Here is a 20,089-nt window from a genome sequence, read left to right as displayed (position 1 = left end):
GCACAGAAGCACAGGGCGCCCATGAGAGGCGCATCAAGACAATCACAGGAACGTAACCAGAGCACCGTAACACGCGCCCCTGACCGGTGCAAGCCTCCCGGACACTAGGCCAGTGGGTGGAACCCCGCACACGGTTGCCGCCAGCCGCAGGCGTATGGTGGGCGCGTGAGAAAAAGGCGCCGGGCAGGCAGTGAACGTCTGAAACAGAGGTCGGCCGAGGGGCCGCGTGTGACCCCCAGAGGGCAGGCGGCAGGGCCAGGCATCAAGGTGGCCCCGGTGGCGCGCGCCTGGCCCCTGCTGGACCTGGGCGCGTGACGGCTGGCTTTCAGGCCTGGCGCTCCCGGACCTTCAGTGCGCTGCAGCACCCGAACTATCGGCGCTACTGGTTTTCGCAGCTGCTGTCGCTGGTGGGGTCGTGGATGCAGGCCACCGCGCAGCAGTATCTGGTGCTGGAACTGTCGGGCGGGTCCAGCGCGGCGCTGGGCTGGGTGACGGTGGCGCAGTTTACCCCCAGCCTGCTGCTGTCGCTGTTCGCCGGAGCCGTGATTGACCGGGTGCCCCGGCGGCAGGTGCTGCTGGCCACACAGATCACCCTGCTGCTGACGGCCACGGCGCTGGCGGTCACCACGCACCTGGGCGTCGTGACCTTACCGCTGGTCATGCTGATTGCCTTCGTGGGCGGCGTGGCCAACGCCTTTGACATGCCGGCCCGCCAGAGCATGGTCGTGGACTTTGTGCCGCGCAGCGACGTGCCCAACGCGGTGGCGCTGAACAGCCTGTCGTTTAACGTGAGCCGCACCCTGGGCCAGGCGCTGTTTGGGGTGGTGGCGGCGCTGGGCGTCAGTCTGCTGGCTGGGGGCAACACCGACAATGTGGCCCGGCTGGCGCTGCCCTTTTACCTGAATGTGGCTTCGTTTTTCGTGGTGCTGTATGTCATTGCCACCCTGCCCTTTCCCGAGCGCGAACAGGGCGTGCGTGGCCGCATGACCGACGACATCAAAGAGGGACTGCGCTACGTACGCGGCACCCCCGCCGTGCGTGACGTGATGCTGCTGGTGGGGGCACTGAGCCTGACCATCATCAACTTTAATGTCATCATTCCCTATTACGCCCGTGTGGTGTTTAACGCGCGGGAAGCCACCTTCGGGGCGCTGTCCGCCGCCTTTGGGATCGGCGCGATGGCCGGGGCACTGTGGCAGGCCAGCCGGCCCAATCCCCTGCGCAACCTGCGGGTGGGGGCCGCCATCTTGCTGGTCAGCGCCGCACTTCTGGCCCTGACACCGGGGCCGGTGCTGGCCTTTCCAGTGCTGGCCGCCTGCGGCTTTGGCATGCTGAGCCTGCTGGTCAGCGCCAATAGCACTGTGCAGCTGACCATCCCCGACGCCCTGCGCGGGCGCGTCATGAGCCTGTATTCCTTTGTGCTGGTGGGCATGGGCCCGCCCGGCGCCCTGATCGCCAGCACCCTGATTAGCCGGGAAGGCCTCCTGGGACCGCGCTGGGGTCTCCTGGTGCTGACCGGGCTGGGGCTCCTTGCCCTGCTGGCGCTGTGGGGACGCCTGCCGCGCCGTCTGACCGGCACAGACGCCGCTCAGGGACGCCCGGCAGTCTGAACAGGGTGCAAAGGCCGCGTGACAAGGGAGGCTGATATTCTGCCGTTATGGTTTCAGACCGCCGCCCTGATTCGCACGCCCGCATCACCTGGGCGCTCTTCGTGATTGCCCTGGGCGCGATCATCGGGATTGGTACGACCGCCGCGCTGCTGGCCCGCAAAGACCGCCCCCTGCCCGACGACCCTGACGCACCCCTGTTTATCTGAGCCAGGGGTCTTCCCCACCGGCCCACGCCGCCGCTGAAGTCCAATTCTTCAGCGGCGGCGTGTTGTTGAGCAGGCATGTGACCAACACTGACCAAAGCGGTCAGCCCGCCGGTTCAAACCGAATAGACCCAAGAAGTGGCGCTGCAACCTGGGAGAACTTCGTCGGAGAGCGAACAGCAGCAGAGCGAATTCCGCAAAACGGCGTTTTCCTAGTGTGAACGAGCGAGACGAACTCAACCTGAAACTAGAGAATAGGCGCCCAGCTGAGCTGCATCAGAGCCAGCATCATTCTCTTTTGCAGCTCTGGTCCGGCCTGAGGCGAACGCAGGAAGACACCCCCCGAAGTTTTCTCCCCACTTCAAGGATCAGCTGGGCAGCGGCGCCGCTCCCAGGGCCAGCCGGGTCAGGGCGGTGGTCAGCACCGCCACAGCGCGGTCATATTCAGCCAGGTCCAGGTGCTCGTCGGGCGTATGGTCCAGGGCGCTGTCGCCGGGGCCATACGCCAGGGTGGGCACCGGCCAGTGCGGGGCCACCACGTTCATGTCGCTGGTGCCGGTCTTGACCTTAAAGACGGGCGAACCGCCCTGCGCCCGGATCGCCACCCGCAGGGCGCGGGTCAGGGCGTTGTCTTTGGGGTAACGCACGGCACTCTCGTGACCCACAAATGTCAGCGACACCCTGCTGAGGTCGGCCAGCAGCGTGCGGAGGTCCGCCTCGGCCTCGGCCGGCGGCACAGCAGGCGGCAACCGCAGACCGAAGGTGCCCTCGGCGCGCTGGGTCAGCCCGTCGCTGTCAGAGTGCAGCGCCTGCACCGTGGCCTGCACGCTGCCGTAAATGCTGCCCGGCTCGCCGGCCTGCGCCGCCCAGGCCCGCACCCGAAACCACGCTTCGGTCAGGTCATCCCCGGCGCTGTGGCCCTCGCCCGCCGTATGGAAGTTGCCGCATTCCGCCGACGCCCGGACCACCAGCCGCCCCTTGTAACCCAGGGTCAGCCCTTCCCAGCCGCTGGGTTCACCAATAAGGACCACATCTGGCGTCAGGCGGCGCGCGATGTGATGAGCGCCGCGGCTGCTTGGGGCCTCTTCCTCGGTGGCGCCCACCACCACGAAACGCGCCGCCGCCAGGGCCTCGGCGGGCAGGGCCGCCACCGCCGCCAGAAAGGCACACAGCGACCCCTTGGCGTCCACACTGCCGCGCCCGTGCAGCACGTTCCCTTCGACCCGCACCGGAATGTCACCCGGCACGGTGTCCATGTGGCCTAAAAGCGCCACGGTCAGCGGCCCCTGCCCCCGTTCACCCACGGCGTTGCCGGCCTCATCAATGTGGGCGGTGAAGCCGCGCGCCGTCATCCAGTCACGCAGGTATTCGGCCAGCGCAACTTCCTGCCCGGACAGCGAGGGAATGGCCACTGCCTGCGTGACCAACTCGCGGGCAGCGGCGGTTAGCGGGTCACTCAACGTCCATCACGCCGGCCCCCTCACCCGAGGCGCGCGCCAGCAGGGCCAGCAGCCGCGCCAGGTCCGCCAGGGCCATCAGGGCGATGGTGCCCACACCGCCGGCCAGCAGGGTCCACAACCCGCCCAGCCGCTCGCCCGCCTGAAATTGAAAAAACGCCAACGCCACCGCGCCCAAAAACAGCAAGGCCCCCAGCACGCGCAGGCGCCCGGTCAGGCCAGCCACCACCTCGGCCTGCCGGAACAGGGCCGCCGCCGCCCCCGCCGACCCACGCAGGAGCAGCCCCGGCGACGGGACCGGCTCGGTGGTTGGGGCAGCGGTGGTGGCCGGACGCGGCTCGGTGCGGCTGGGACTGAACCCCGACGAGGAAATCACGACCGGCGTGGCTGGGCGCTCGGCCGGTGCAGGGTCTGCGGGGGCCACCGCTGGCACCGGCGCCGTCTTGGGAGACGCGGCAGGTTCAGGCTGAGGCGCTTTAGACAGGGTGGGCGCCGGCTCAGGGGGAGCGGGCCGGACCGGCGCAGGCGTGGGCGCCACCTGCGCCGCCGATGTCACCGATTTGGGCGCAAAGGTCTTGGCGCCGCCCGCCTGGGGCAGCGGCGTGGTCGGCTGCTCCTTGGCGCGGGCGGTGGCGTCGCGCACCTGCCCGAAAAACGCCTGCACGCCCGCCGGATCAAAGCCCAGCAGACTGGCTGTCAGGGCGGTCCCGGCCGGGGTTTCGACCCGCAGCAGGCCTTCCTGGTCGCTGTGAATGCGGGTCAGGTCGCGCAGGGTCACGCGGCGGGTGCCGGCGCCGTCCTGATACAGCAGTGTGGCGGCCGTCAGGGCAAACAGCGCGTCGTCGCGTTCTAGGGCCGACAGGGGCGGCTCGGTCATTCCGGCGGCCTGCACGGCTTGCAGGGCGCGCTCACTTGGGACACGCTGGGTCATGAAGTCCTCCCCGGCGCGGCGCGGCCTCTTCTCAGCTGGATGCCGGAAGCGGGCCGCCACACGCCGTTTAACCCGCACAGCATACCTGCCCCCGGCCCCCGCGTGCCCACGCTGGGCACGCGCATGAACAGCGGCTGGAGGCGCGTCTCATGGGCGGCATGAAGAGAATTCGCCGGCCCTCTCACCCCGCTGCGCCCCAAGGAGACGCACACTGCCCTCATGACAGACGACGCCCGGTACGGCGCTGCACCCCTTGGCAAAAGCGTGGAGGAAATCGAGCAGGAAAGCGGCAACCTGACCAACGACCCCCGCGAGGGCGAGGCGGTGCGCCGGGCCGAGGCGGCGGTGGTGCCGGCCGTGGTCAACGGCACGACCTCGGGGGTGCCCGCCGTGATTCGCCCCGACGTTCTGATTGACCAGAGCGGCGGCGCCGACGACGGCCGCACCGTCACCAACCGCGACAGCAGCGAAGAAGTGTAGGCACACGTGACCGCAGGACTGGGCCTTGAACTGCCCGGTCCTTCTTATGTCCAGGACACGGAGGCGTCAGGCGAGAGAGCCTCTGACGCCTCTGTGTTCTATATCTATAGCTGTCTCATGGTGCTGCCCAGCCCCGGTCACCGTGTCGGCCACTTCCCTGGGACGCTCTGGCCTAGAGGGTGGCCCATCTGACTTGCTGCCAGTAAATGACCGATGACCCCTCGCTACTAATGGCCTGATTGAGGCGTGGGCTGACGCTCTTCAGACGATGGACCTGATTCTTCCGGAGCCGCAGCCTGTTCCGGCCTCGGGTGATCTCCCTGTTGAACGCGGCGGAAAGCGCTGCTCAGCTCGTCTTCAGGCAGGGGCGGCGCACTCCAGCGATGGACAGGTGGTGTGAGTGGTGGCGGCAGTGTGCCCTGACCGAACAAGCCATTCAGAGCGACGCCAACATTCCCCAGCCCCTGCCCAACTTTCGCCCAGGCTTCTCGCCACGACCTCACGAGATTGGTCTGGCGCTGTGCTGTTCGTCGCTTGCTCGGCATGAGCAGCAGCCTAGAGGGGCGCTGGGCGCCGCGAATCTGTCGGGTGGCCTACGCACTGACTGCTCAGGCGAATGCCCAGATGCACCAGCTCACTGCGGAACCCAGAGCAGCCGATGGTGACGACCCTCCATCACTCTGGGGGAACGCCCTAAGGGCCAGCTAGAGACAGCGGCGTAGGCGACCTTGAGGGATGTTTCTGGCTTCAGGGAGGGATCGGCCGCCGCTCTGAGCTGTCAACGTTGCCCGTCAGCAGACCCCTAGCCAGCCATCAGGTCGCGGGGCCGATAGGTCACCGCTTCGGCGAGGTGTGCTTCCCGGATGTCGTCGCTGCCAGCTAGGTCAGCCACGGTGCGCGCCACACGCAGCACCCGGTCAAAGCCGCGTCCGGTCAGGCCCAGTTGCCGCGCGGCGGCTTGGGCAAACGCCTGGGGCCCAGGGGCCAGTGGCGCTGCCTGCCGCAAGGCCTGCCCGGTCAAATCGGCGTTGCGCCCGCCCTGACGGCCCTGCATCCGGTCCCGCGCCGCCAGAATGCGCGCCCGCACTGGCGCCGAAGGCTCGGGCTCCGGGGCGCGGGTCAGTTCGTCCACCGTCAGCCGGGGAACCCTCACCAGCAGGTCCAGGCGGTCCAGCAGCGGCCCACTCAGGCGCGCGGCGTAGCGGGTTCGCTGGGCGGGCGTACAGACACACGGCTTTTCAGGGTCAGACTGAAAGCCGCAGGGGCACGGGTTCATGGCCCCGATCAGCTGAAACCGCGCCGGATACTGCACGCTGGCCCGCGCCCGGCTGATAGAGACCGTGCCGTCCTCAAGAGGCTGGCGGAGACTTTCCAGCGCCTTGCGCGAGAATTCTGGGAATTCGTCGAGAAAGAGGAGGCCGCGGTGGGCCAGGCTGACCTCACCGGGGCGCGGCACGCTGCCTCCGCCAATCAGGCCCACGTCCGAAACGGTGTGGTGAGGCGAGCGGTACGGCGCAGCCAGATTCAGGCGGCCCCGCGCCGTCAGCAGGCCCGCCGCCGAGTGAATGCGCGTGACTTCCAGCGCCTCGGCGCGGGTCAGGGGCGGCAGAAGTCCCGGCGCCCGCCGCGCCAGCATGGTCTTGCCGCTGCCTGGAGACCCCACCAGCAGGAGGTTATGGCCCCCTGCCAGCGCAATCTCCAGCGCGCGGCGGGCCCCCGCCTGGCCTTTGAGGTCGGCCAGGTCCAGGTGGGCTGTCTCGGGGGCGTCCGGGGCTGGGGGATCGGCGGGCGTCAGGACGGCCTCGCCGCTGAGGTGCCGCACCGCGTCCATGAGGTGACGGGCGCCAAAAATCGGCACGCCCTCAATGAGCGCGGCTTCCGGGGCATTGCCTGCTGGCAGCAGGGCACTGAGGTTCAGGTCGCTTGCCAGTAAGGCGAGATTGACCGCTCCGGCGATGGGGCGCAGGCTGCCGTCCAGGGCGAGTTCGCCGGCCATCAGGGTGCGGTCCAGCGCGGCCGCCGGTAACAGCTCCTGAGCCGCCAGCAGCCCCAGGGCGATGGGCAGGTCGTACAGCGGCCCCTCTTTCCTCAGATCAGCGGGCGCCAGATTGACGGTGATGCGGGCCGCTGGAAAAGGCAGGCCCGCATTGCGAATGGCCGCCCGCACCCGCTCTCTGGCCTCGCTGACAGCCTGGTCCGGCAACCCCACGATGGCAAAAGCCGGCAGGCCCGGCGATACATCGACCTCAACCTCGACGGGCACGGCGTCCACGCCAATCAGGGCCACGCTGCGGGCGCGGGCCAGCATCAGGGGCGCCCCAAGATCGTCAGACACTTCACAGCTGGCAGGCTAACAGCTGATCGCCGCCCCTGCCGCCGCAAGTGCGGCTGACAGAGACGGCGAAGCGGGAGAGCCCTTAGCGGGGGTCGCTGCTGGTGGGCACCGCCACCGCGTCAGCGGGCACGGCAGCCTGAGCAGCAGGTTGCGCGGCCTGACTGGCGGCCGGGGCCGGCGCAATGGTCTGCACCGGGGCGGGGGGCGTGTCGCGCACACTGCCTTCAAAGTCCTCTTTCAGGTTCTGGGTGCTGCGGCGAAATTCGCGCAGGCCCGCGCCCAGGCTCTTGCCCAGTTCAGGCAGTTTGCGCGGCCCGAAGACCACCAGGGCGACCAGCAAAATCACAATCAGTTCAGCGGGGCCAATATTTGGCATGAGACTTCCTCCTTGGGTGGGGCGCCGCAGGGCACGGAGCCGGACGCCCCCAGTGTAGGCGCGTGGGTTAAACGAAATGTCAGTGAGGGGGCAAAGGCGAGTTGGAACAGGCACCCCAGATCGCACCGACGGCAGGGAGGACAGACCCACAGCGGGAGGGCCGGGAGGCTGCCTCTAGGAGCAAATCCTCTTATTTCTACTGTTGACTTCGGGGCCTTGCCGCCAAATCTGCTTGAATCTCCTGTGTCAGTGACAGAAGCAGCAGGGACCTTCTCTCAACTTAAGAAGCCTCTCGTCCCGCTGCGCCTTCCTTCAGACCCTTTCTGTGCTCTCCGGCCCAGCTCGGTAGGCCCGGAGAGTCCCATTCATAAAGGCTACGTACAGCGTGCCGTCGGCGGCCAGCGGGGTGGCCTGCACGCCCGTCGCCTCGCGGTGCTGCCAGCGCGCGGCGCCGCTGCGGAGGTCCAGCGCGCACAGCTGCCCTTCCTCCGAGGCCAGGAAGACCAGGCCCGCGCTGATGACCGGGCTGGCAGTCACGCGGCCCGCCAGCCGGTGCGACCACAGGTCTTCCCCGTCCGCCAGGCGCAGCGCGCGGACCTCGCCGCCCCAGCCGGCCAGCACCGCTACCCCACCCGAGAGCGCCGGGGAGGCCCAGACCTCATCTTCCAGATCGTAGGACCAGAGGGTCGGCTCGGGCTGCAGCGCCACGCGGCCCGACGCGGCGCTGAGGGCGAGGGCATGCACCTCACCTTCCCAGGTCGCCACGACCAGCGTGGCCTCGCCGGGAGCGGTAGGGTAGAGGGCCGGGGTGCCGTGAACCGTGCCGACCTCGACCTTCCAGAGCGCGTGGCCGCTGCGGGCGTCCAGGGCGTGCAGCCAGCCGTTTTCATCGCAAATCAGGGCCGCGCCGGCCCACAACACCGGACTGGCGGCCACCGGACCGCCGGCGCGGTAGGCCCAGCGCAGTTCGCCGCTGTGGGCCCCCAGGGCGTACAGGTGACCGTCGCGGCTGCTGGCCAGCACCTGCCCCCCCCACAGGGTCGGGGCGCCCGTAAATTCGGCGCGGGCCTGATGCTGCCACACCTGGGCGCCCGTGTGCAGGTTGACCCGCCGCAAGGTGCCGTCCCAGGCCCCAAACAGCACGTGCCCGCCCTGGAAGGTGGGCGGGGCCGTGACCTCGTCGCGCGCCGCGTAGGTGGCAAAGGGCCGCCCAGAGGCGTGGGTCAGCACCAGCTGGCCGCCGCGCGTTCCCACGGCGACCAGGTCGCCCTCGCCCATCACGGCGGCGGGCCAGGTCACCTCACCGGGCAGGGGCACGCTCCAGGCTTCGCGCAGGCGCGAGACCTGGGCCGGGCCGTCCGGGTGTTCGCCGCTGCGCGCCCGGCCACCCCGGTACTGGCCGCGCGCGTGGGCCGTCCACACGTCGCGCCGGGCCAGCGCCCACAGGTGGGCCAGGGCCTCGCCGCTTTCGGGGCGGTCTTCCGCACGTTTGGCCAGCAGCGCCAGCAGCACGCGCGCCACCGCGTCCGGCACCGCTGGGTTCAGGTCGCGCGGGTCGGTGGGGGCCTCGTAGACATGCTGGTACAGCACGCTCTGGTCGCTGTCGCCCATGAAGGGCGGACTGCCGCAGGCGACGCGGTACAGCACAGCACCCAGCGCGTACAGGTCACTTTGCGGCCCCACCCCGATGCCGCGCGCCTGTTCCGGGGCCATGTACGCCGGGGTGCCCAGGGTCACGCCGCTGCGCGTGAGGTGCCGGGTCTGCTCTGACAGGGCCACCAGCCCGAAATCCATGATGCGCGGCAGCCCCGCGTCGTCGAGCAGGATGTTGCCCGGCGTCAGGTCGCGGTGGGTGATGCCCTGCTCGTGGACAAAGTGCAGCGCCCGCGAGGCGAAGGCGGCCGCTGTCAGGAAGCGGGCCAGCGGCGCCGGGGCGTCTTCCAGAGGCCCCAGTGCGGTCACCGGGCCGCCCGTCATCAGCGGCATGGTGAAAAAGGGCCGGCCCCCCTCGGGTTCTATGCCCAGGTCCAGCACGGGCACCACGCCGGGGTGGGTCAGGCGGGCCAGGGTGCGGACCTCACGCAAAAAGCGCTCGCGGTCAGAGGGCGGCACATGCGCGTGCTGCACCTTGACGGCCACGTCGCGCGAAAGCAGGGTGTCGCTGGCGCGGAACACGCGGGCGCTGCCCCCCTCACCCAGCAGGGTCAGGAGGTCGTAGCGCCCAGCAAGCTGTGACCCGGTGTCCAGCGGCATCTGCGGGCAGTTTAGCCCTCAGCGGTCCCGGCCGCGCGCAGCTGCCCCGGTGTCACCGGTTCTCTCAGCAGGCGGACGTACTCCTCGGCGCCGCCCCGCTTCAGGGCCCCGCGCACCAGGTCGCCGCCCACGCTGTAGGTGAAGATATAAGCCCGGAAGTTGGGCTGCGAGATAAAGCGCAGGCTCTGGCGAGCGCGGGCCTCGCTGGCCGGCACGTGGGCCTGCAGGAACGCCAGCACCTCGGCTTCGCTTTGCCCGTCGGCGTGCAGGCGCATGGCGGCCTCACCGCTCACCCCACGCAGGCCCTCACGGGCGCGGGTGGCGGCCAGAAAGGCGCGCACGTCGTCCGGGTCCAGGCCAGCCACCGCCGCCAGGTCGCCGGTCAGCCACGCCTCGACCTCCTCACGCGACATGACCGCGCGCAGGGCGTTCACTGCGATGCCTTCTGACACCACGCATTCGGGCGCATTGATGAGCTGAATGGCGTGCTCGTGCCAGCCGCGCTCCCTCACCAGCCGCTGCTCTTTGGTGGCGTGTTCGGTGTGGTGGCCGGGATAGCCCTCATGGGCCATCAGGTCAGGCAGGGCCGGCAGCAGCACCGGCAGGTCGGTATTGATGTCAATGCGGCTTTGCAGGTTGCCCAGTGGCCAGTTGTAGCCGCTCCAGGGTTTGTCCTGCACCAGACCGATCTGGAAATTCTCGCCGGCAGGCAGCCCAAACTGCGCCTGAACGCGGGCGCGCAGCTCGTTCAGAATGGGGTCGGCCACGCGCAGAATGTCGTCTCTGGGGACGGCCACGCGGGCACGCAGCGCCTCGTCACGTTCCAGCAGGGTGCCGCTGCCCGGCAGCGCCGCGTCCAGTTCAGCCAGGGCAGCGCGTAACTCGCCCTCGTCAGCGCGGCGCGGCTCGATGTCGTAGAGACCACGCACTTCATCGGCGTAGGGCAGCGCCTCGCCAGCGAGCAAGCGAGTCATGGTGTGCATGGCGCGCCCCTGAACGGTCAGCCAGGCGCGGCGAGCCTTGTCGGCCACGCCCGCCACCGCATCCAGCAGGGCGGCGGCCTCGTCTTGCAGGGCGTGCGGTTCCCGCGCTTCCCGCACCGCCCACTCGGCGGGCCCCGCATACCCGTCAATAAAGCCGTCCGAATGCGCGTCAATGGCGTGGGCCAGCCGGATGTACCGCTCTGCGATGTCCATGCCCGGCAGCATAATGCGGCGCCGAGGGGACAGGACCTCAGGCGCCGCTCTTTTTGAGTGTCAGCAAAGGGTTAAGCGCTTTGAACAGAACCTTTCCAGAGGGGCTCCGCGTACGGCTCACTTCACCCCATCAGATGGTCTCCACTTCCCAAGACCCACTCTCCCCTACTCTTCGACCTTCTGACAGCGGTACAGCTTGACGCTGCGGGCCGCGAGGGTGGTCGCCGTGCTCGCCGCTTCGGCGCCGCCTGCGTGGTCGTCGGTGGTGTCCAGCAGCAGTTCCCACTGTTCGCAGCCGGCCAGCTCTGGCAGGCGGAAGTCCAGATCAACGTGCGAGGCGCTGAGCAGCAGCAGCAGGTGGTCGTCCACCAGGGGCCGCCCTTTCTCGTCGGTGTCGTCCAGGCCGCCGCCGTCCAGAAAGATGCCCATGCTCTGGGTCTGGGGGTTACCCCAGTCCTCATCGGTCATTTCCTGACCGTCAAAGCGCAGCCAGACGATGTCGCGGACGTCTTCGCCACGGATGTTGCGCCCACTGAAAAACTTGCGGCGGTGCAGGCTCGGATGGGCTTTACGCAGCGCAATCGCCTTTTTGGTGAAGGCCAGCAGGTCTTCGTCAATGGCGGTCCAGTCGTACCAGCTGATGGCGTTGTCCTGACAGTAGGCGTTGTTGTTGCCGCCCTGGGTGCGCCCAAATTCGTCGCCGCCCAGCAGCATGGGTGTGCCCTGCCCCAGCAAGAGGGTGGCCAGGAAATTGCGCATCTGCTGCTGGCGCAGCTTGTTGATGGCCTCGTCGTCGGTTTCGCCCTCGACGCCACAGTTCCAAGTGATGTTGTGGTTGTGACCGTCGTTGTTGCCCTCGCCGTTGGCCTCGTTGTGCTTGCCCTCGTAGGTCACGGTGTCACGCAGGGTAAAGCCGTCGTGGGCGGTGACAAAGTTGATGCTGGCAGAGGGCTTACGCCCGTCACTCTGGTAGAGGTCCGACGAGCCGGTCAGGCGGTAACCGATTTCGCTGGCCAGGCCGCCCTCCCCTTTCCAGAAGGCGCGCATGTCGTCGCGGTAGATGCCGTTCCACTCGGCCCAGTTCACCGGGAAGTTGCCCACCTGATAGCCGCCCTCACCCACGTCCCAGGGTTCGGCAATCAGCTTGACCTGGCCGATAACCGGGTCCTGGTGAATGATCGTGAAGAACCCCGAGAGCTGGTCGACCTCGTGCAGGCCGCGCGCCAGCGTGGAGGCCAGGTCAAAGCGGAAGCCGTCCACGTGCATGTCGGTGACCCAGTAGCGCAGCGAATCCATAATGAGCTGCAGCGTCTGGGGGTGCCGCACGTTCAGGCTGTTGCCCGTGCCGGTGTAGTCAAAGTAAAAGCGGGGGTCTTCGGCCACCAGGCGGTAATAGGTGGGGTTGTCAATGCCCTTAAAGGACATGGTGGGCCCCAGATGGTTGCCCTCAGCGGTGTGGTTGTAGACCACGTCCAGAATGACCTCGATGCCGGCGGCGTGCAGCGCCCGCACCATGGCCTTGAATTCGTCTACAGCGCCAGCTGGGTTACCTTTGCGGGCCTCAGCGGAGTAGCGCACGTCCGGCGCGAAAAAGGACAGTGTGGAGTAGCCCCAGTAGTTCGTCAGACCCTTGTCCAGCAAGAAAGGGTCGTCTACATGCTGATGCACCGGCATGAACTCGATGGCCGTGATGCCCAGGTCTTTTAGGTAGGTCAGCACTGGCTCGGTGGCCACGCCTGCGTAGGTGCCGCGCAGCTCTTCGGGAACCCCTGGGTGGGTCATGGTCAGGCCCTTGACATGCGCCTCGTAAATCACCGATTGGTGAAAGGGGACGCCGGGCCGCTCGTCGCCCTGCCAGTCAAAGGCTCTGTCATTTGTCACGATGCCCAGGGGCGCGCCGCGCTGCTCCTGCTCTTCTTGCACACTGTCGTCGCCGCCCATGACATACCCAAACACGCCCCGGTCAAACTGCTCGGTGCCGTCCAGCGCGCGGGCGTAGGGGTCCAGCAGCACCACGTTGGGGTTAAAGCGCAGGCCGCGCTCTGGGGCGTACTCGCCGTGGACGCGGTACCCGTAGTGCTGGCCTGGGCTCACGGCGGGCAGGTAGGCGTGCCACACAAAGGCAGTCTGCTCCCGCAAAGGCACGCGGGTTTCCGTGCCCTCCGCATCAAACAGGCAGAGTTCCACGCCAGAAGCGTTCTCGGAGTACAGGGCAAAGTTGGTGCCCTTGCCGTCCCAGGTGGCGCCCAGCGGGTAGGGGCGGCCAGGGCGCATGGGCACAGGGGTGGGCGGCGCAATCAGGGTGGTCATGAAAAGACAGACTCCTTGTCAGGGGGCGGCGTGAGGTGAGGGCAGGGTAAAGCGGTGGGCCAAGTTCAACGGGGCCACTTGCACCGCTCTGGATGCTGGAAACGCTACCAGATGGGGCGCAGGTGACTCCAGAACATCGGCACAAAGCCAAGTGACGGTCAAGAAGGTTCTCACGGACCTCATGGGGTGAATGAGGGGATTTGCCGCTTTGGGGCTATACCCCAAATGGCCAAGTTGTTCGTAGGTACACCACAGCAGATGTGACGAGTTGTGGAGAAAGACAGAGACCCTGTCCCTACCGGCAAACACTCCACTCAAAGGGAGCGATGTGATGGCTGGGGGTATTGGAACCAGCCTCCAGAGAGGTGGGGCTGCCGTGTCAATCAGTGGAATTGATAACGCCTCTAGCACCAGCAAGCAGAGGCAGTGAAGACGTTCACAGAGAACTATGAACGCCTTCTGCTGCCAAGAACAATGGCCCTTTCCGGCTGAATCCTCTTAAAGGTGCAAGCCTCTATGCTGTTGATGCTGAGCAGCTCAAGCTAAGAGGGGAAGTCGCCTGGCAGACGGCACACACAGGCCAGAGCAGGTGGTCAATCACATGCAAACCCTAGTCAGGCATCATTCTGTGTGCTGGATGATGATGGTGGGCACCTGCTGCAAGTCGCGCAGCGGTTGCCGCATGGGTTTGACAGGGTACAGGGTGGCCACCATCTCAGTCACCAGATTCCGTTCCCGGTTGATTCTGTGGAGCATGTCGGTGGGCGACACTCGCGTGGTGTCTGGCCAGTCTGCTTGCCTGACAAACAGCTGGATTTGCTCGACTTCCCAGTCTCCACAGTAGCCGTAGTCCGCCCGCCAGTAATACGGCTGAGAAAAATACCCGAAGCTCTGCTGGAAGAACTGGCGCACGTGGGTCGGGTCTTCAAAGGCGTCATCGCTGGCCCCATGGGGAACGCGAATGACCATCCGGGCTCCTGGCGTGGCCACCCGGTACAGCTCCTGCATCATGGCCAGCGAATCGCGGATGTGTTCGATGACGTGCGAGAGCAGGAATTCATCCACGGACTCGTCTTCCAGGGGCAGAGGCGTGGTGCGGCAAGCTTCAAGGTCAGCAACCACGTCCACACCAGGGAGGTGTTGAATATCCAGATTCAGCCAGCCGGGTAAAATGGTGCGGCCGCAGCCCACATTGAGACGAACCATAGTGACTCCTTTCAAGATGACGACCCAGGCTGATGGACCTGTTCTGCTGGTCTGAACAACGGCAAGAGAAGCCAAGCAGCGGGCAGAGTTCCCGCCGACCGCACCTGGAGCTCTTCTTTGTGATGCCCTCACAATCTAATGCCGTGCCGTTGAGCGAGGTCCATCAAGCGATCTTAGAAATTATTTATCTTTGTCGGAAAAGCGGTGCAGCGCCAGAGAGACCTTGAGAAAAGCCAGCTCTAGGCCTGTAGGGTTCGGGCCTGCTCTAAGAGGCTGCACTGGGTCAGACCCAGTGGCACTACGATTTATTGATAACGACATAAGTCCGGCCTGATATACGAAACAGAATGGCTTGACCAGTGCAAACCACAGGCCGCAGTAACCAATCGCACCTGCTTCCTTAACCACGATGGGCCCCGGTGACCAGGGCACGACCTTACATATGAGCTGTCGCTGCCCTCGGTGCTTCTCCCTCAGGTGGGCAGGTACCGTGACGCCAGCTGTAGAAAGTGATCGCGACGTTCGCCCGTGAGCCTCGATTCATCCCACTCGGCGGCGGCGAGCGCCCGAAGTACCTGGTAGAACGCCAACACGGCCTTCTCATCCGTAGAGAGGGACGCGTAGCCCTCCAGGACACCCTGGAGCACCTCCGGTTCGTGAAGGGCAATGACCGCGAGGTCCATCAGCCCGTCTCCCGCACGCAGGTCCTCGACATCGATCAGCTCCAGCTCTCCCGCCGACGTGACGATCAGGTGCTCCGGTTTGCCGTCGAACAGGATCAGGTGGTGACCGCGAGCGCGCAGCAGAGGCTCAATCCCCTGCCACCAGCGACTCAAGCGGCCCCCCACGTTCTCGGGCGCCGCACCCGAGGCCTGCCAGTACGCCAGCGCGTGTCGCACCCACCCCAGCATCCACTCGGCCCAGGTCTGGTTTTGCGGTGGGGGGCGGCCTCCAGGCAGGGCATGGATCCGGGCCAGCAGGGCGCCGACCTTCCGCTGGGCCTGCACGGGCGTGGACGAGCTCAGCGCCTCACCCTCCACCCAGGGCAGCACCACCCAAGCCGGTTCACCGGACGGCCCGGCCGTAGGGGGATTTATGAGGACGCCATAGGTCCGCAAGTACTCGCGCGCCTCCGCCTCCCGGGTGAGGCCGTCACCGACCGTGTCCAGTTTGACCACGAAAGGGCCTCGGGCAGACTCCACTCGGACCACCGTGCGGTCGCTCCGGTTGACCAACACGGCGTGTCCGGACACAGGGGCCGCCAGAGCCACCTCTGCGAGTTGCACAGCAAGGGCGGTACGTATGAACACTAGATCTCCCAGCGCTGCGTCGTGGTCCGCATCGGCGCGCTCGCCTCCCGTTGAGACGGTGTCCCAGGACCAGGAGGCCCGCTCTTCCTCCAGTTGGGTCGCGAGGACCGAGAAGTGGCGCAGGTAGTCTGCCGTTCGTGCTGCGCCACCAGCCTCGCCGATCCGAGCGTAGAAGCGCAGGTCATCCAGCCCAACATGCAGGGTATACGTCAGTAAGCGCCACTTGTAGTCGGGCCAGGCGCTGAACCGGAGCTGGAGGGCCCCGGCCCATTCGCCGCCGGACCGCCAGTTGGCTTTGGCCGCCTCGTAGACCGGATCGCCGTAGAGGGCATTGGCCCAATCGATCACGCCCGTGATGTGCGTGCCGTCCATGAGGACGTTCTCCCGGCTGAGGTCGTTGTGAACGAGACCGCGCACTTCGGGCAGGTAGCGGGCCATGCGCATGACCTGGGCGTACACCTGCTCAAAGAAGACGCGGTCGAGCAGGGGTCCACCGAACAGGCTGTGCCAGTCGGCGTAGAAGCCGTCCTCGCAGGGGTCCATGATGGCCGCGAGAAACGCGTGCCAGGAGGAAAATCCGCCCTGCCCCTGGTGGTCAAACCAGCCGTAGCCGGTCGTGGTGGATACGTCTACCTGTGCGAGGGAGGCCAGCAGTTCCAGCCGGGCTGGCTGGAACTGCGCGAGAAAGTCATTCGAATATTCGGACATCATCCGGCCCGGGGCTCGCTCGCTGACGGCGACGGTCCCGCCCTGGAATGCACTGATCTGAAGTACGCGGGGAACGGGGAGAACCCTGGCGAACGTTGCTCCAGCGTACGCATCTTTCCGGTAGGCGGCGTCCTGAGTCCCGAAGCGGGCCACCAGGCGTCGGCCGTCTGCCTCGAACCCGAATGCTTGCGAGAAGTGACCGCCTGCAAGTGGCTGGACGTCAGTCACGGTCAACCCGCAGGTGGTCTGCAGGATGGCGGCAGCCTCCGAGGGCGTGTATTCAGGTTTGAGGGTCACGGGGCGAGTGTAGGGGGACATCCCTTCCACCGGCGTCCGCTGGGTGGCCTACGAGCCTTCCAAGACAGAGGTTAACCCGGCTGGTGAGGATTCCAGCTCTGTAGGACCAGCTCCAACTTCTGTCGTGATCAATAGGAGCACCTATACAACGCGAGAAGCCTGCCGTTATCGCCGTGCAGCCTGCCACCAGCGAGAAAGAATGCATTGTCTACCAGCCGCTTCAACTCTAGCCTTGGCCGTCGTCTGAACCGTGCCTGAGTAGGAATGACCTCTGTTCAATCACGGGGCCGTCGTCTCGCCGCGCAGGCAGGGTGCCCGCTCGGGCTGAGGGCGCTTCCCGCAGGCCCGCGCCGCTTCCACGAAGGCCGGAAGATGTCCCCCGACCCTCGCCAGCAGCGCCTGAAAATCCGGCACCAGGGTCGCGTAGGCGGCCACAGCCCCCAGAGAAGCGTTGTTGACGCCCCGCGCAAAGTAGGCGTCGTAACCGGCGTAGCCGCCCCACTCGGTTTTCAGGGCCGCGTACCGTTCGTTCAGGCCGCGCAGCACCTCGGCTTTGCGGGCACGCCGCTGCTCGTCGGTCAGGTCACTCGCAGCATACAGCCGCTCCAGGTCGGCGCGGGCGGCCAGCAGCAGGGTCTCGAAGCCCTCCTGCCGCTGCCCAGCCAGGCGGTCGGCCTCCCGCAGCTCGGGGGTGCCGTGGGCCGCCAGCCAGCGCCGCATGCCTTCTTCTTCGACGGCCGTGGCATATGACTCGTTAAACACCGTGTCGCCCGGCACGTACACGCTGGGATGCGACAGTTCATGAATCACCGTGCGAATCAGGGTGTGGTCGGGGTAAACCAGCATGGTGGAGAGCAGCGGGTCTTTCAGGTAACCCAGGGTGGAATAGGCGCTGACACCTCCCACACTCACGTCGCGGCCTGCCGCGCGCCGCCTGCTGGCGTCGGCCTGGGCATCGGCTTCGCGGAAGTACCCCCGGTAGGCCACGCAGCCCGCCACCGGAAAGCAGGCGGTGTCGAGCACCACGCTGAACTCCGAAGCCGAAAAGACATTCCAGACGACAGCGGGCCGCCCCACATCCACATACTTGCGGAAACTGCCGTGGTCAGGGAGGCCCAGCCCGCCCTCGTCTTCAGGGCGCACGGCAAAGGCGCGCGCGTCGGCCGCCAGTTGCAACTTGCGCCGGGTGGCCGCACTGAGGCTGGGGTCGGCCAGCGCTGTCTCCAGCGGGCGGGCGCGGCGCAGCAGGTCCAGCTGCCCGCCCGCCGCCTGGGTCAGATACGCCAGGTCCGCGCAGCCACTTAAGGCAGGGACCAGCACCAGGGCCAGCGCGGCCAGACTTCGGGAGGTCATGCCCGGAGTCTAGGGCAGGACGAGCCTGAAGCGCTGGCGGCTCTCGCTTCCAGGCTGATGCTGGTCGTGGCGGCCACGACCTATTCAGACGACCGCGCCCCAGCAGGTGGCCAGGGAATCCACTTCACGCCTCTCCGTTGGCCTGAGTTCCGGCGCCTGGGTCACTGTCAGCATGGATTTGACCTATGCTGGCTCGCCTGTCGCCGGGCAGCCCTTCCCGTCACAGCCGCCCGCCGCTCTGCGCCGCCCCTGGCCTCTTTGGCCCCAGCGCAGGGCCTCTATTGCCTATACTTCCCGCATTCACAGTCGAGCGGTCCACCGGCCCAGCCACCCCGGCTGGCGCCGCCGCCCGCCCCCAAAGGAGACCCATGCACGGCACCATGATGGACACGCAGCTGACCGTTCCCACCATTCTGGAGCGCATTCGCACCCAGTACGCCCCGCGCGAGGTCGTGAGCCTGCTGGTGGCGGGCCGCGACGAGGCTGGCAACCCCATTGCCCACAAGCACCGCACCACCTACGGCCAGGTGGCCGACCGCGCGCGGCGTCTGGCGGGCGGCCTGCTGGGTCTGGGGCTCCAAAAGGGTGACCGGGTGGCCACGCTGGCCGTGAACTCGTTCCGGCACCTGGAAGCCTACCTGGGCGTGCCCAGCGCCGGACTGGTGCTGCACACCGTCAACATCCGCCTGCACCCCGAGCAGATTGGCTGGATTCTGAACCACGCCGAGGACCGGGTGCTGCTCATTGAGAACGTCTTTGCGGCCATGATTCCGACCATCAAGGCCGCCTGCCCCCGCCTGGAACACATCCTGATTCTGGGGCCGACGCCGCAGCCGATTCCGCTGCCTGGTGTGCAGGATTACGACACCTTTGTGATGGGCAGCGAGCCGCTGGCGCGCTACCCCGACCTGAACGAACACGACGCGGCGGCCATGTGTTACACCAGCGGCACCACCGGGAACCCCAAGGGCGTGATCTACACCCACCGCTCGACGGTGCTGCACTCGATTGTCAGCGCGCCCAAAGACGCCCTGAACGTCGGCGAGCGCGACAGCGTGCTGCCGATTGTGCCGATGTTCCATGTGAACGCCTGGGGTCTGCCATACACCTGCGCGCTGTATGGCGCCAAGCAGGTCTACGCCGGGGTCTTTAGCGACGGCCGCACGGTGGCCACGCTGCTGCAGGACGAGGCCGTGACCATCACGGCGGGCGTGCCGACCATCTGGATGGGTCTGCTGGCCGAACTGGACCGCGCCGCAGCGGCCGGCGAGCCGTACCAGCTGTCAGGGCTGGAGCGCCTGGTCGTGGGCGGCAGCGCCGCGCCCGAGAGCATGATTCGCGCTTTCCAGCGGCACAAGCTGGATATGCTTCAGGCCTGGGGCATGACCGAAACCCACCCGCTGGGCACGGCCAGCGGCGTGCCCGTGGGGGTAGACCCCACCAGCGACGAGGGCTTTGCCCTGCGCGCCAAGCAGGGCCGCCCTGTGCCCCTGATTGAACTGGGCCTGATTGACGAGGCCGGTCAGCCATTGCCCCACGACGGCCAGACGATGGGCCGCCTGATTATTCGTGGCCCCTGGGTGGCCAACGCCTACTTCAAGGGCGAGGGCCAGAGCAATTTCTTCGAGATAGACGGGCAGCTGTGGTTTGACACGGGCGACATCGCCACGCTGGATGACCGCGGCTACATGCACATTCAGGACCGCGCCAAGGACCTGATCAAGTCGGGCGGCGAGTGGATCAGCTCGGTGGACCTGGAAAACGCCATCATGGCCCACCCCGCCGTGGCACAGTGCGCCGTGATTGCCATGGACCACCCCAAATGGGACGAACGGCCCCTGGCCGTGGTGGTGCCCAGAGAGGGCCAGAGCGTGACCCACGCCGAACTAGTGGATTTTATTGCCCCGAAGTTTGCCCGCTGGTGGCTCCCCGACGCCACCGTGATGGCCGAGAGCCTGCCCATTGGGGCCACCGGTAAATTCCTGAAACGGGAACTGCGCGAGCAGTACCGCGGCCACAGCGCTGCACAGACGGAAAGCGCGCCTGAGCGGCAGTAAAGCCTTC

Annotated in this window: 15 protein-coding genes; 5 read left to right on the top strand and 10 right to left on the bottom strand. The window is 67.0% G+C overall.

Annotation, left to right across the window (positions count from 1 at the left end):
• The first annotated feature begins 165 nt into the window (after window positions 1–165).
• From K7W42_RS10710 to K7W42_RS10700, 3 genes are read left to right on the top strand one after another with little or no spacing between them, the layout of a single operon-like run.
• Complete coding sequence (locus tag K7W42_RS10710; RefSeq protein WP_224574537.1) at window positions 166–315, top strand: hypothetical protein; 150 nt, start codon at window positions 166–168, stop codon at window positions 313–315.
• The gene (locus K7W42_RS10705; RefSeq protein WP_224574534.1) at window positions 312–1,610 is read left to right on the top strand and encodes an MFS transporter; all 1,299 of its coding nucleotides are present in this window, start codon (window positions 312–314) and stop codon (window positions 1,608–1,610) included. The genes K7W42_RS10710 and K7W42_RS10705 overlap by 4 nt, the downstream gene beginning before the upstream one ends.
• 47 nt (window positions 1,611–1,657) lie before the next feature.
• Entirely contained in the window at window positions 1,658–1,816 is a 159-nt protein-coding gene (locus K7W42_RS10700; protein WP_198170525.1) for a hypothetical protein, read from the top strand.
• A 365-nt stretch (window positions 1,817–2,181) separates the two neighbouring features.
• On the opposite strand, the gene K7W42_RS10695 is transcribed toward K7W42_RS10700, so the two are convergent.
• Both K7W42_RS10695 and K7W42_RS10690 read right to left on the bottom strand, forming a co-directional pair.
• Window positions 2,182–3,273, bottom strand: coding sequence for a [LysW]-lysine hydrolase (locus K7W42_RS10695; RefSeq protein ID WP_224574533.1), 1,092 nt, complete (start codon window positions 3,271–3,273; stop codon window positions 2,182–2,184).
• Window positions 3,266–4,201 (bottom strand): hypothetical protein, encoded by a 936-nt coding sequence (locus tag K7W42_RS10690; protein WP_224574531.1) that lies wholly within the window; start codon window positions 4,199–4,201, stop codon window positions 3,266–3,268. Before K7W42_RS10690 ends, K7W42_RS10695 begins: the two co-directional genes overlap by 8 nt.
• A gap of 219 nt (window positions 4,202–4,420) precedes the next feature.
• On the opposite strand from K7W42_RS10690, the gene K7W42_RS10685 reads away from it, so the two are divergent.
• Window positions 4,421–4,681, top strand: coding sequence for a hypothetical protein (locus K7W42_RS10685; protein WP_157458764.1), 261 nt, complete (start codon window positions 4,421–4,423; stop codon window positions 4,679–4,681).
• Window positions 4,682–5,483: 802 nt separating this feature from the next.
• Here the strand turns inward: K7W42_RS10685 and K7W42_RS10680 are convergent.
• The 8 genes from K7W42_RS10680 to K7W42_RS10645 form a co-directional block, all read right to left on the bottom strand.
• Window positions 5,484–7,016, bottom strand: a complete 1,533-nt coding sequence (locus K7W42_RS10680; RefSeq protein ID WP_224574529.1) for a YifB family Mg chelatase-like AAA ATPase — start codon at window positions 7,014–7,016, stop codon at window positions 5,484–5,486.
• An 82-nt stretch (window positions 7,017–7,098) separates the two neighbouring features.
• Window positions 7,099–7,392 (bottom strand): Sec-independent protein translocase subunit TatA/TatB, encoded by a 294-nt coding sequence (locus K7W42_RS10675; protein ID WP_157458765.1) that lies wholly within the window; start codon window positions 7,390–7,392, stop codon window positions 7,099–7,101.
• A gap of 312 nt (window positions 7,393–7,704) precedes the next feature.
• On the bottom strand, window positions 7,705–9,645 hold the full coding sequence (locus K7W42_RS10670) for a serine/threonine-protein kinase (protein WP_157458766.1): 1,941 nt from the start codon (window positions 9,643–9,645) through the stop codon (window positions 7,705–7,707).
• 11 nt (window positions 9,646–9,656) lie between these two features.
• A complete protein-coding gene (locus K7W42_RS10665; protein ID WP_224574527.1) occupies window positions 9,657–10,841 on the bottom strand; it encodes a DUF885 domain-containing protein in 1,185 nt (394 codons plus the stop codon).
• Between the two features lie 165 nt (window positions 10,842–11,006).
• Window positions 11,007–13,151 (bottom strand): glycogen debranching protein GlgX, encoded by a 2,145-nt coding sequence (gene glgX / locus K7W42_RS10660; RefSeq protein ID WP_224574525.1) that lies wholly within the window; start codon window positions 13,149–13,151, stop codon window positions 11,007–11,009.
• Window positions 13,152–13,772: 621 nt separating this feature from the next.
• Entirely contained in the window at window positions 13,773–14,357 is a 585-nt protein-coding gene (locus K7W42_RS10655; RefSeq protein WP_224574523.1) for a class I SAM-dependent methyltransferase, read from the bottom strand.
• A 473-nt stretch (window positions 14,358–14,830) separates the two neighbouring features.
• On the bottom strand, window positions 14,831–16,672 hold the full coding sequence (locus K7W42_RS10650) for a phosphotransferase (RefSeq protein WP_224574520.1): 1,842 nt from the start codon (window positions 16,670–16,672) through the stop codon (window positions 14,831–14,833).
• A gap of 279 nt (window positions 16,673–16,951) precedes the next feature.
• Complete coding sequence (locus tag K7W42_RS10645) at window positions 16,952–18,025, bottom strand: aminopeptidase (protein ID WP_224574518.1); 1,074 nt, start codon at window positions 18,023–18,025, stop codon at window positions 16,952–16,954.
• A gap of 368 nt (window positions 18,026–18,393) precedes the next feature.
• Between K7W42_RS10645 and K7W42_RS10640 the strand changes: the two genes are divergently transcribed.
• Window positions 18,394–20,082, top strand: a complete 1,689-nt coding sequence (locus K7W42_RS10640) for a long-chain fatty acid--CoA ligase (RefSeq protein ID WP_224574517.1) — start codon at window positions 18,394–18,396, stop codon at window positions 20,080–20,082.
• The last annotated feature ends 7 nt before the right edge of the window (window positions 20,083–20,089 follow it).

This window comes from Deinococcus betulae (assembly GCF_020166395.1).
Lineage (GTDB): Bacteria > Deinococcota > Deinococci > Deinococcales > Deinococcaceae > Deinococcus > Deinococcus betulae.
The sequence above is the reverse complement of the archived record's forward strand: the minus strand, read 5'-3'. Positions and strand labels throughout refer to the sequence as shown.

Bases quoted from the DNA above. Each gene is read 5' to 3' on its own strand.
- K7W42_RS10675 (WP_157458765.1), bottom strand. From the start codon at position 7,392: ATGCCAAATATTGGCCCCGCTGAACTGATTGTGATTTTGCTGGTCGCC.
- K7W42_RS10640 (WP_224574517.1), top strand. From the start codon at position 18,394: ATGCACGGCACCATGATGGACACGCAGCTGACCGTTCCCACCATTCTG.
- K7W42_RS10685 (WP_157458764.1), top strand. From the start codon at position 4,421: ATGACAGACGACGCCCGGTACGGCGCTGCACCCCTTGGCAAAAGCGTG.
- K7W42_RS10690 (WP_224574531.1), bottom strand. From the start codon at position 4,201: ATGACCCAGCGTGTCCCAAGTGAGCGCGCCCTGCAAGCCGTGCAGGCC.
- K7W42_RS10645 (WP_224574518.1), bottom strand. From the start codon at position 18,025: ATGACCTCCCGAAGTCTGGCCGCGCTGGCCCTGGTGCTGGTCCCTGCC.
- K7W42_RS10655 (WP_224574523.1), bottom strand. From the start codon at position 14,357: ATGGTTCGTCTCAATGTGGGCTGCGGCCGCACCATTTTACCCGGCTGG.
- K7W42_RS10665 (WP_224574527.1), bottom strand. From the start codon at position 10,841: ATGGACATCGCAGAGCGGTACATCCGGCTGGCCCACGCCATTGACGCG.
- K7W42_RS10700 (WP_198170525.1), top strand. From the start codon at position 1,658: ATGGTTTCAGACCGCCGCCCTGATTCGCACGCCCGCATCACCTGGGCG.
- K7W42_RS10670 (WP_157458766.1), bottom strand. From the start codon at position 9,645: ATGCCGCTGGACACCGGGTCACAGCTTGCTGGGCGCTACGACCTCCTG.
- glgX (WP_224574525.1), bottom strand. From the start codon at position 13,151: ATGACCACCCTGATTGCGCCGCCCACCCCTGTGCCCATGCGCCCTGGC.